The sequence below is a fragment of the Bacteroides stercorirosoris genome (assembly GCF_900142015.1).
GTDB lineage: Bacteria > Bacteroidota > Bacteroidia > Bacteroidales > Bacteroidaceae > Bacteroides > Bacteroides stercorirosoris.
Genome location: NZ_FQZN01000009.1, coordinates 40,137 through 51,995, shown reverse-complemented (window position 1 = coordinate 51,995; position 11,859 = coordinate 40,137). Strand labels below are relative to the sequence as shown.

At 46.3% G+C, this 11,859-nt stretch carries 9 protein-coding genes; 5 read left to right on the top strand and 4 right to left on the bottom strand.

Annotated elements, in window-relative coordinates:
- Positions 1–72 precede the first annotated feature (72 nt).
- Positions 73–465, top strand: coding sequence for a VanZ family protein (locus BUC01_RS08465; RefSeq protein ID WP_025834603.1), 393 nt, complete (start codon positions 73–75; stop codon positions 463–465).
- Positions 466–480: 15 nt separating this feature from the next.
- On the opposite strand, the gene BUC01_RS08460 is transcribed toward BUC01_RS08465, so the two are convergent.
- The 3 genes from BUC01_RS08460 to BUC01_RS08450 form a co-directional block, all read right to left on the bottom strand.
- Entirely contained in the window at positions 481–1,779 is a 1,299-nt protein-coding gene (locus tag BUC01_RS08460) for a UDP-N-acetylmuramoyl-tripeptide--D-alanyl-D-alanine ligase (protein WP_025834605.1), read from the bottom strand.
- Between the two features lie 99 nt (positions 1,780–1,878).
- Entirely contained in the window at positions 1,879–3,900 is a 2,022-nt protein-coding gene (locus tag BUC01_RS08455; RefSeq protein ID WP_025834607.1) for a tetratricopeptide repeat-containing sensor histidine kinase, read from the bottom strand.
- A 78-nt stretch (positions 3,901–3,978) separates the two neighbouring features.
- On the bottom strand, positions 3,979–5,745 hold the full coding sequence (locus BUC01_RS08450) for an ATP-binding protein (protein ID WP_244895740.1): 1,767 nt from the start codon (positions 5,743–5,745) through the stop codon (positions 3,979–3,981).
- A 326-nt stretch (positions 5,746–6,071) separates the two neighbouring features.
- Here BUC01_RS08450 and folP point away from each other — a divergent pair, with 326 nt between their 5' ends.
- The 4 genes from folP to BUC01_RS08430 all read left to right on the top strand — a co-directional run bounded on the left by folP (position 6,072) and on the right by BUC01_RS08430 (position 10,719).
- Entirely contained in the window at positions 6,072–6,938 is an 867-nt protein-coding gene (gene folP / locus BUC01_RS08445) for a dihydropteroate synthase (protein WP_073313345.1), read from the top strand.
- 61 nt (positions 6,939–6,999) lie between these two features.
- Positions 7,000–7,764 carry a diadenylate cyclase CdaA gene (gene cdaA, locus BUC01_RS08440; protein WP_025834609.1) on the top strand — a complete coding sequence of 255 codons (765 nt, stop codon included), beginning with the start codon at positions 7,000–7,002 and terminating at the stop codon, positions 7,762–7,764.
- A gap of 97 nt (positions 7,765–7,861) precedes the next feature.
- Positions 7,862–9,400: a TldD/PmbA family protein gene (locus tag BUC01_RS08435; protein ID WP_025834611.1), complete on the top strand. Its 1,539-nt coding sequence runs from the start codon at positions 7,862–7,864 to the stop codon at positions 9,398–9,400.
- Positions 9,400–10,719 carry a TldD/PmbA family protein gene (locus BUC01_RS08430; RefSeq protein ID WP_073313344.1) on the top strand — a complete coding sequence of 440 codons (1,320 nt, stop codon included), beginning with the start codon at positions 9,400–9,402 and terminating at the stop codon, positions 10,717–10,719. Before BUC01_RS08435 ends, BUC01_RS08430 begins: the two co-directional genes overlap by 1 nt.
- Before the next feature lie 64 nt (positions 10,720–10,783).
- Here BUC01_RS08430 and BUC01_RS08425 read toward each other — a convergent pair whose 3' ends face one another.
- Positions 10,784–11,827: a GNAT family N-acetyltransferase gene (locus BUC01_RS08425; protein WP_025834613.1), complete on the bottom strand. Its 1,044-nt coding sequence runs from the start codon at positions 11,825–11,827 to the stop codon at positions 10,784–10,786.
- Positions 11,828–11,859 lie beyond the last annotated feature (32 nt).

Here is an 11,859-nt window from a genome sequence, read left to right as displayed (position 1 = left end):
ATTCTCTACTAAAACATGCAAATATAGAAAATGTTCTGTACTTTTGTGCACAAATCGATTCTAAATTGAGATATGCTATACTATATTAAGAAATATCCGGCATCGTTACTGATTATACTGACAGTGATTTATTTGTCGTTTTTCAAACCGCCAACAACGGATTTAAGCAATATTCCTAATATTGATAAAATTGTACATGTTTGTATGTATCTGGGTATGTCCGGCATGTTGTGGCTGGAATTTCTCAGGGCACATCGGAGAAATGATTCTCCTTTGTGGCATGCGTGGGTAGGGGCATTCGTGTGCCCGGTGCTGTTCAGTGGAATAGTGGAGTTGTTGCAGGAGTATTGCACCACTTACCGTGGTGGCGACTGGTTGGATTTTGCGGCGAATACCACAGGAGCAGTTATCGCTTCGCTGATAGGTTACTTCGTTCTGCGTCCGCGGATGATGAAGAAATCGTAACCAGGTGGTGATTGATTATAGATAATCAATCACCGTATTCAGTCTGATTCCATTCGAACCTTTGATAAGAATGGTTTTCCCGTGAGGTTTGCTTTGCTTCAATACTTCGATAACTGCGGCGGCATCCGGGTAGGTCGGGAAACTGTGTCTGGCTGCGGCAAACTGTTCGCCTACCAGCATCACATCCTCAAAACCACATTCCGTGAGGAAATCTGCAATCTTCTGATGCTCTTCCGGTCCGTCCTTTCCCAATTCTCTCATATCTCCCAATATCAGCATCTTGTTTTCGACTTTCATATTGTGGAAGTTGGCAAGCGAAGCCTGCATGCTGGTGGGATTGGCGTTGTATGCGTCGATGATAAGCGTATTGTCTGCGGTTTGCTTCAGTTGCGACCGGTTATTCTGTGGGGTATAAGCGGCTAATGCAGCATCTATTTTTTCCGGCTCTACACCAAAGAAACGGCCGATGGTAATGGCGGCCAGCGCATTCGGGAAGTTATATTCGCCGATAAGCTGTGTCTGCACTTCGTGGCATTCACCCTCCTTGTCCGCTTTCCATTCAAAAGCCAGATAGGGGGAATTGCCTGTTACGTGGCCGCTGATATACAATCCGTCTTTGCTTCCATAAGGGATCTGATTTAATCCTCCGGCTATCTCTTTCAGATATGCGTTGTCGTGGTGGATGAAGATGGTGGAATTGCCACGTTCGCGGAGGTAATCGTATAGCTCTCCTTTGGTTCTGATGACTCCTTCGAAAGAGCCGAAACCTTCCAGGTGTGCCTTGCCTACGTTGGTGATGATGCCATAATCCGGTTCGGCTATGTCTACCAGTTCTTTGATGTCTCCCGGATGGCTGGCACCCATTTCTATGATGCCGAGTTCATGTTCCGGTTTCAGGCGCAACAAAGTAAGGGGGACACCGATGTGGTTGTTCAGGTTTCCCAGCGTATAAAGTATATTATAGGTCTGCGAAAGGACAGCGGCCATCAGCTCTTTGGTAGTGGTTTTCCCATTGGTGCCTGTGATGCCGATGAGGCGGGTGCCCAGTTGGCGGCGATGGTAATTGGCAAGCTGTTGCAGTGCGTGCAGGCAATTGTCTACTAATATATAACGTGAATCTCCTGCCGGAACGTGTTCGGCTTCGTCTGCTACGACGTAAGCACTGCCGGCTTCGAGTGCTTTGGCGGCAAAGGCATTTCCATTGAAGTTATCGCCTTTCAGGGCGATGAATAAAGAACCTTTGGGGCAGTTGCGACTGTCGGTGGTCACGCTGCTGCATTCCTGAAATATCTTGTAAAGGGCGGTGATATCCATAACTGTCTCCTTATTTGAAACGTTGTTATACTCTGTTGTCTAAAACGTTGCAAAGATAGATATTCTCCGCTACAGTGGTACGTTTAGGGTGAAATGTTTTTATTCTTTTAGAGGTAAAGTCAGGACGAAGCGGCAACCTGTGGTATAGGTTGAGTCTACGACAAGCGTACCACCCATCTTTTCGGCAATCATCCGGCTGATGGATAAGCCCAATCCTGTGCCGGGAACAAATGTATCCAGCTTGGTGAAGCGCTCGAATACGGCTTCTTGCTTATCCGCCGGAATGCCGATGCCCGTATCGGCCACACTGAACAGAATCTTTTTCTCTTCTTCGCGGATATGGTATGTGAGGGTGATGCTGCCTTCTTGTGTGAACTTTGCCGCGTTTTGCAGGAGATTCATCAGTATCTGCGAGATACGGTCGGGATTTGTCTGCATGGTGAAATTCTCACGTTCGGGGATGAATGTCAGTTGCACATCCGGTTTCAGTTTGAAGCGTATTTGGTCGATGCAAGTCTGGCAGACACCGGTGATGTCTGCAATGGTCTGTGTGGGTATATCCCGTTCGCCATCCAGATAGGAGAGGTCGAGTACATCATTGACGAGTTGCAGGAGGTTGGTGCTGTTCTGCTCGATGATGTGGGCATACTCTTTCGTGTCGTCATTATCGCTGAAGTAGCTGCTGAGTATTTGTGAGAAGCCTACGATGGAGTTGAGTGGCGTGCGTATTTCGTGGCTCATGTTCTGTATGAATTCCGACTTCATGCGGCTGCCGTCTTCCGCTTGCTCTTTGGCATATTTCAATGCTTCCTGTGAGAGGAGCAGTTCGTTGTTCTTCTCGCTAAGTTGCTTTTGGGATATGCGCAAGCGGCCGTTAAGGAGATGCTCGCGGTAGAAAATAATGAGACCGAGGGTCAGTAACGCTATCAGGAAGATGATGATGCGTTGTTTGTTTACCAGATCGCGTTGCTGCATCTGCTGTTGCAATTCGCTCTTTTCCAGTTTCAACCCCTCCACACCTAGCATGGCGGAGAATTCTCCCAATGTGATGTCTTCATTATGTATCTGTGCCGAGTCATTCAGCTGATAATATTCCATGAAATATCTGGCGGCATTGACCATGTCGCCCATATAATAATATATTGAAGCACGATTGAGCGTTGCGTCCATATTGTCCTTCCTATTCTTCCCGAAGGTGGAGAGCGAATAATTCAGGGTTTTCAGTGCCTTTTCGTATTGTTTCGTCTGCGTATAATATCTCTTTAGTACTTCATAATACTCCTGGAGATTTTTCCGCACTTCTTTTTTTGTATCGGATAAATGTTTTGCTTTTTCCAGATATTCCCAGGCCTTGGAAAAGTCTTCGATGACAAGGTAATACTGGGCGAAACGAACGTAATTATAAAACTCTTGTGTACTGCTGTAGAGGCATGAAGCGCTTTTTTGCAGGCTTTCATAGGCTCTTTCGGTTTCTCCCAATTCACAATAGAGGTTGGCCAGTACAGAATAGGAAGTGGTCAGGTTGTATGTGTCCAGGCCATATTTCAGAATAATTTCTATCTCTTTCTTTTTATTGTCTACAGCCAGGTTGAACAATCTTTTGCACTGGTAGATTGTGCTGAGAACATTGTAGGCGCCGGCTATACCGTCCATATACTTTTCCTGTTCGGCTTCTTTCATCATCTTGTTCGCTTCGTACAAGGCAATGTTATATTGGTATTGCTTGATGTGGAAGTTGATGAGCCGTTTGCTCCATACGAAGTAGTAATATTTGGGCTGGTGGGTTTTGCGGGCGAAATCCTTTACTACATCTACATAGTGGCTTATGCTATCTCCTTGCGTTCCCTGGAAGTAGTAGAAATCCAGTTTATTACACAATGCTACCGCCTGCATGCGTTGGTCGTTCTTCTGAACTGCCATCTGGAAGAGGGTATCTGACATTTGCATGATAATGGGAGAACTCATTTCGGCTTTACAACGGAGATAGTAAACGTATAATGTACTATCTACATTGTATTCTTTCTGCGTGTCTCTTTGCTGTCCTCGCATCGGGAGGCTGCATAATGTCGTGAGGCAGAGCAAAACAGTAAGGATATGCAAAGCTGTCCTCTTTGTTTTCATAGTTGATTATTAATGCACTTTCCGCAAAGTTAATTTATCTTTTTTGAAACTAAAAGACTTTGTGGTATTTTGTTTGTGTTATTTCAGGGGTAAAGTTAATACAAAGCGGCATCCTCCGGTATATTTGCCGTCGAGCGTGAGACTGCCGCCCATTTTCTCCATAATGAGGCGTCCGAGTGCAAGCCCCAGTCCGGTTCCTGTGGAGAATGTGTCTATTTTGGCAAAACGTTCGAATACAAAATCCTGTTTGTCTTGGGGGATTCCGATACCGGTGTCCGTTACGCTGATCGTCAGGAGTTTTTGTTTGGGATTGGTATGCCAGGCAAGTGTGATGCTGCCTTTTTCTGTAAACCTGGCTGAATTGTGGAGCAGGTGTGATATCACCTGGGTGAGACGTCCGGGATTAGTGTGTACGTAAACCTCTTCCTGCCCCGGTTCGTAAACCGGTTCTACTCCGGGTTTGAACGAATTTTTCGTCTCTTCCATCCATTGCCGGAACAATTTGCCTATTTCAACTTTCGTATCGGTCAGGATAGGTGTACCACTGTCGAGGTTTGCCAGTTCGAGCACATTGTCCACCAGTTGGAGCAGATGGTTGCTTCCCTGTTCGATAATATCAGTATATTCTTTCGCTTCTTCATCTTTTCCGGAGATGCTGCCGAGTAATTGAGAGAAGCCGACAATGGAATTCAGTGGAGTGCGTATCTCGTGGCTCATGTTCTGTATGAACTCCGTTTTCATACGGCTGGCGCTTTGCTCCACATCTTTGGCGCGGCGCAGAATCTTGTTCAACCGTACCTCGCGGAAGAACATGAATGCGAAACTTGCCACGATAATGCATAAGAGGATGATGAGGCGCCGCCGGTTTTCCAGTTGAATTTCCTGATTCTTCCGTATCAGTTCTTTGTTCTCCTGATTCAGTTGCTCCATTCCCAGGATGGTGGCAAATTCTCCTGCCGATCTGTCTTCCTGGATGCTGCCGAGTGAATCACTGAGCAAAAACGCATGTTCATAATTGTCAATGGCTTTCTGATATTCCTTTTTGCTGGCATGAATGAGGCCGAGCCTGCGATATGCGATTGGAGGAATAAACCCGTTTTGCTTTAAAATCCCAAATGACTGTGTCTGCATTGCCAGGGCTTTGTCATATTCACCTATCTTCATGTAGTAGTCGACGGCAGCTTCCAATAAGTGTGTCAGGCGCTTGGCCTTTAGTTCTGTGTTGCTGTTGTAAAGCTGCGTTGCCTCTTCCAATACCGTACCGGCTTTGGGCAGGTCTTCTACATGAACATAATAACGGAGAGTGGCGCACAGGAGATAGCCTTGCTGCATTTCATTGATTATGTATTTTTTAGCTTCTTCGATAGCTTCCCAGGCCTTTTGGGGGGCATTATTTTGCAGGTGACAATTACTTAATTCGAGATACTTATTTGCCAGATTATATTGGTTCATATTGTATTTCAAGGTCATATCTATCAGTTTTTGGGCATACAAAGCAGCCTGTTTATAGAGTTCCTTGCTCTGATAGATGCGGAATAATGCCTGGTAACAGTTTTGCATACCGTCAATCTCTTCCCGGCTTTCAGCCTCTTTTTGCATTTTGTTGGCTTCATAAAGCGCCAGGTTGAATTTCTTTTGTTTGGTGTAGTAGGTGATGAGGCGGTTTGCCCATGCAAAATAGTAGTATTGGGGCTGGTCGGTCTTTAGGGAAAAGTCTTTGACTGTATTGGTGTAGAAAATCAGGCTGTCTTCCTGTCCTTCGAAAGACGGGCTGAAATAAAAATGGTCTACTTTAGTGGAAAGGGCTACTGCCTGCATACGTTCGTCTCCCTTTTCTTTGGCCATTTGAAAAAGGGTATCCAACTTTTGCATGACGGAAGGTGATGTCACTTCTGTCCTACAACGCTGGTAGTAGACAAATAATGTACTGTCTACGTGATATTTTTCTTGTTCGTTTGTTTCTTGTCCGCAAACTCGCCCGGGAGTAAGCAACCAGAATAATAGTAGGAAAAAAGATGCCGCTCCGGCACTCCTGCATACCTTCATAGTTTACTACTTCTTTCGATTAGTTGTCAATACTGAGCAAAGTTAATTTGTTTTTTTATATTTTATGCAATTGTGATACTCTTTTTTGGCTACATTTGCAAAGTATAAACGAAAAAGGACTAACCATGGAAGCAGTATCCTCTAAATATATCAATATCAACGGTTCTTTGCTCGACCTTTCCACTCCCCGTGTCATGGGTATATTGAACGTGACCCCCGATTCTTTTTATGCCGGTTCCCGTATGCAGACTGAGGCTGAAATAGCCGGACGGGCCCGACAGATTCTGGACGAAGGTGCCGCGATTATAGATATCGGCGCCTATTCTTCGCGGCTTAATGCGGAAAACGTTTCGCCCCACGAAGAGATGGAGCGGCTGCGCATGGGACTGGAAATTTTGCGTAAAACGCATCCCGAAGCTGTTATTTCCGTCGATACTTTCCGGGCGGATGTGGCAAAGATGTGTGTGGAAGAGTACGGTGTGGCGATCATCAATGATATTGCCGCCGGAGAGATGGATGCAGAGATGTTCCGTACAGTGGCGGAACTGAACGTGCCTTATATCATGATGCATATGCAAGGCACTCCGCAAAGTATGCAGCAACATCCGCATTATGACAATCTCCTGAAAGAAGTTTTCATGTATTTTGCCCGGAAGGTGCAGCAATTGCGCGATTTGGGTGTAAAGGATATTATTCTCGATCCCGGTTTCGGCTTTGGAAAGACAGTGGAACATAACTATGAACTACTGGCGCATTTGGAAGAATTCCGAATTTTTGAGTTACCTTTGCTGGTGGGTGTCTCCCGCAAGTCGATGATATACCGTCTGCTGGGAAATACTCCGCAGGATGCGTTGAACGGAACGACAGTGCTTGATACTATCTGCCTGATGAAAGGTGCCGACATCCTCCGGGTGCACGATGTGCGTGAAGCTGTGGAAACGGTGAAGATTGTGGAAGCAATGCGGGAAAACAGTGATAAGGTGACGGAGTGATATGGAAAGTCACCTCACTCATAATTAATAATTGAAAGTTCATAATTAAAAATTAAAGTCCGTGTTTTTTGATATTGGCGTAAAAGATATTATCGACGTTCTGTTGGTTGCATTTCTGCTTTACTATACGTATAAGCTGATGAAAGCTTCCGGTTCCATCAATGTGTTTACGGGTATTCTGATATTCATATTGATATGGTTGGTGGTATCCCAGGTATTGGAGATGAAGTTGCTCGGTTCCATCTTTGACAAGTTGGTGAGCGTGGGAGTGGTTGCACTGATTATTCTGTTTCAGGACGAAATACGGCGTTTTCTGCTGACGCTTGGTTCGCACCAGCATGCCAGCGCGTTGGTGCGCTTCTTTACCGGAAATAAGAAAGAGAATATGCAGCATGAGGAAATCATGCCGGTGGTGATGGCTTGCATCAGTATGGGCAAACAGAAGGTAGGAGCCTTGATTGTCATCGAACATAATTTCCCGTTGGATGATGTGGTGCGTACGGGTGAGGTTATCAATGCCGACATCAATCAGCGCCTGATAGAGAATATTTTCTTCAAGAACAGTCCTCTGCATGATGGTGCGATGGTTATCAGTAAAGGCCGTATTAAAGCTGCGGGATGTATATTGCCGGTATCGCACAATCTGGATATACCGAAGGAGCTGGGACTGCGCCACCGTGCGGCGATGGGCATTTCCCAGGAGTCCGATGCGATGGCTATTATCGTTTCCGAAGAGACAGGTTCTATTTCTGTTGCTCACAAGGGACAATTCTACCTGCGCCTGAATGCGGAAGAATTGGAGAGCCTGTTGACAAAAGAAAATTAAAGTCCGGTGTGACAAAATGGTAGTAAATGGCGTCTTATTGTACAGAATAGCAATAGCATAACATAGATAATTATTAGCAATCTTAAAGAATAAAAAGATGGATAGACGGAATTTCTTACGGATGGGGAGTTTGGCGGTATTAGGTTCGCTGGCTGCTCCGTCACTTGCCTTGCCGGATACGGTACGGGGAGCTTTGGGAGGAACGGACAAAAAGTCTGCCGTAGATGCGGCAATGAACCATTTCGGTGTAACGGAAGCGGACTTGAAGAAAGTGCTGACCGTTGCCCTTGAGAAAGGTGGAGATTATGCCGACCTCTATTTCGAGCACTCTTTCAACAATAATGTCAGTCTGATGGACGGTAAGGTAAATAGTTGCAGTTCGAATATCGACTTCGGTATGGGAGTACGCGTATTGGCAGGCGACCAAAGCGGTTATGCTTACGTAGAAGGCGTGACTTTGGAAGAAATGCTGCGTGCGGCACGTACCGCTGCCCGTATCGCCTCTTCGGGCAAAGCCGGTAAACCGGTGGCGTTCAAGGAAAAAACGATTGAAAGAGACCGTTACTCCGTAGTGACCCCCTGGGAAGAAGTGAATTTGAAAGCTAAAATGCCTTACTTGCAGAAACTGAATGACAAGGTGTTCTCATTGGATAAACGCGTGCGCAAAGTGCAGGCCGGTCTGAGTGATAGCACTACCCATGTGCTGTTCTGCAATTCCGAAGGCGTCACTTACTATGATTACCGCCCGATGGTGTCCTATATGGCTTTCTGCGTGATGGAAGAGGATGGGCGTATGGAAAATAATTATGCTACCCGTTCTTATCGTAAGGGTTTCGAATTCCTGTCGGATGATATTATTGAAGTTCTGGCACGTGAGGTGGTGGATAATACGGCAATTATGTTCAAGGCCATTAAGCCCAAAGGCGGTGAACTGCCTGTAGTGATGGCTGCCGGTGGTTCGGGTATTTTGTTGCACGAAGCCATAGGACATGCCTTTGAAGCCGACTTCAACCGCAAGAACACTTCCATCTTTGCCGACCAACTGAACAAGAAGGTTTGCAACGAACACATCAGTGTGGTAGATGACGGCACCATTCCTTTCAACCGTGGTTCTGTGAACTTCGACGATGAAGGTGTGGAAGGTCAGAAAACTTATATCGTGAAAGATGGTGTGCTGACCAGCTATCTGCACGACCGTATCAGTTCCAAGCATTACGGTGTGGCTCCTACCGGAAACGGTCGTCGCGATACGTTCCGCAATGTGCCTATTCCGCGTATGCGCGCCACCTATATGGAAGCCGGAAACATGAAAGAAGAAGATATCATCTCTACTGTGAAAAACGGTATCTATGCCTACCAGTTCACTAACGGACAGGTGCAGATCGGTGCGGGTGACTTTACTTTCTTCGTGAAGTTCGGCTATCTTATCGAAGACGGCAAGCTGACACAGCCCATCAAGGATATCAATATTATCGGTAACGGTCCGAAGGCATTGGCAGACATCACCATGGTGGCAAACAATGACCAGATAGATAACGGTACGTGGACGTGCGGTAAGGACGGACAATCTTGTCCTGTGACCTGCGGTATGCCATCGGCTTTAGTAAGTAAATTAACGGTAGGAGGAGAAAACTGATGATAACAGACGATAATAAAAAACTGGCTCAATGGGCGATGGACTTCGCTCTGAAAAACGGTTGCCAGGCAGCCAAAGTAATATTGTATGCCAACTCAAATACTTCTTTCGAACTGCGCGACGCCAAGATGGACCGCTTGCAGCAGGCTTCCGAAAGTGGTCTGGGAATAAATTTGTACGTAGACGGACGTTATGGTAATTATTCTACCAACCGTCTGGATAAGAAAGAGCTGGAAAGTTTCATTAAGAATGGTATCGAATCTACCCGTTACCTGGCTGAAGATGAATTCCGTGTGCTGGCTGATCCTGCCCGTTATTATAAAGGTGGCAAGCCCGACCTGAAACTGTTTGATGGTAAAATCTTTGGCATCAATCCTGATGATAAGGTAGCCCGTGCCCGTGCTGCCGCTGAAGAGGTATTGGGCAAGAATGACCGTATCATCTCTGTGGAGACTTCTTACAGTGACGGTGAGAATGCTTCCTATCGTCTGATGAGCAATGGCTTCGAAGGAGAATCCAAATCAACCTGGTATTCGGTAAGCGCCAGTGTGGCAGTCAGGGGAGAGGGCGAGGCACGTCCGTCGGACTATTGGTATGAAAGTACACTATTCTATGATGCATTGCCGAAAACAGATATCGGCGCCAAGGCTCTGGAGCGTGTGCTGCGTAAGTTAGGACAGAAGAAGGTGAAGTCGGGTAAATATACAATGGTGGTTGATCCGATGAGTTCCGGTCGTATGTTGAGTCCTGTATTGAGTGCCCTTTATGGTTCTTCCTTGCAACAGAAGAACTCTTTCCTGATAGATAAGCTGGACCAGAAGGTGGCTTCTGATAAGTTGACGCTGATGGATGACCCGCACGTTATCGGTGCCAATGGCTCACGCTATTTCGATGGCGAAGGTGTGGCTACGGAACGCCGTCCGATTTTTGAGAATGGTGTGCTGAAGACTTACTTCTTCGATACTTATAATGCTAAGAAGATGGGGGTAGCGCCTACTATCAGCGGCCCGTCACGCCTGGTGCTGACTCCGGGAGATAAAGACTTGAACGGGCTGATTGCCGATGTGACTAACGGTATTCTTGTGACCGGACTGAATGGCGGTAACAGCAATAGCAATACCGGTGACTTCTCATACGGTATCGAAGGTTTCCTCATTGAGAACGGTAAGCTGACGCAGCCTGTCAATGAGATGAACGTTACCGGGAATTTCCTCACCTTGTGGAACTCACTTGCGGCTATCGGAAATGATGCGCGTAAAGATCGTAGCTGGCTGATACCTTCATTAGTGTTTGAAGGAGTGGACTTCAGCGGTCTTTAAAGAAATAACCTTTTAAGATAAACATCCCGTTCTTTCCTGATTGATGTCAGAAAGGACGGGATTTTTAATTCAGCATCAAACTCATATACGCCTGTTCTGCCGAGAATACTTTTGCGGTCAATTGCCCGATGGTCAGTCGCTCGTGAGCTCCCGGGATGCGCTTGTGGCTATACATGCACTTTCCCTTGTTCAGATAATAATAACCATTGTTGGCAGATAGCTGGTCATCAACGAGGTCGATATTCATTTCTTCTTCCGGGTGGGTGGCTGCATAAAGCTGAAGAACCGGTTTGGCTTGAATGATACGTATCATTCCTAAGTCGAAAGCAGGTTGGCCTTTTGCGAGGGGCATGACGATATGAAGGATTTCTGTCTGTATGCTCCGGCAGATATAGGTAAATAGCAGACGTTCCACTTCAGGAGTGTCAGATAGTAATTCGCCGATATGAAGAATGGAAGAGGTTTCATCCGGATAAGCAACGGCAAGAGCCGCAATCCCTAACTCGTCTGATAAAGTGAAAATATATCCTTCACTTAATTCCAAATCGGCGAGAACCACACGGAAGTCGGCTTCCGTATGTTGCAGACAGCAAGGACGTTCCTGCATTTTACGATTCAGGTAGCAATAGATGTCTTCGTTGTAGTCCGTGAAAGTCTGGAATTTCCAGGCAATGCCGGTAGGTGGAACGGGAGAGAAGGAGTCTTTTCCGTCAGCAGGCAGGGTGAACGTACGCTTGCCATAGCGGAAAGCCGTTACATAGCCTGTACGGGCGTAATAATCGAATAACCACGGTTCGGCGGGGATAAGAGTGCTGAAAGCGATGTCATTACGATACATACGTCCGAATGCTTGTGAGAGCAGTTCGCGCATCACGCCCCGGCTGCGGTAATCGGGATGGGTGCAGGCTCCTGAAATATAAGCTGTAGCTACCTCATTGCCACAAAAAGTCATGGGATAGGGCAGCATCTGTAAGGCAGCAATGACTTCATTGCCGCTTTCGATAGCGACGTTGACATCGTTGTTGTAACGGAGGCGAAAATACATATCCACAAACTCTTTGCTGTCATTGAAACAAAGTTTCCACAGTTTCCTTACTTTCTCACGCATTTCTCTTTTTCTACTTAACTATGTGTTGCTTA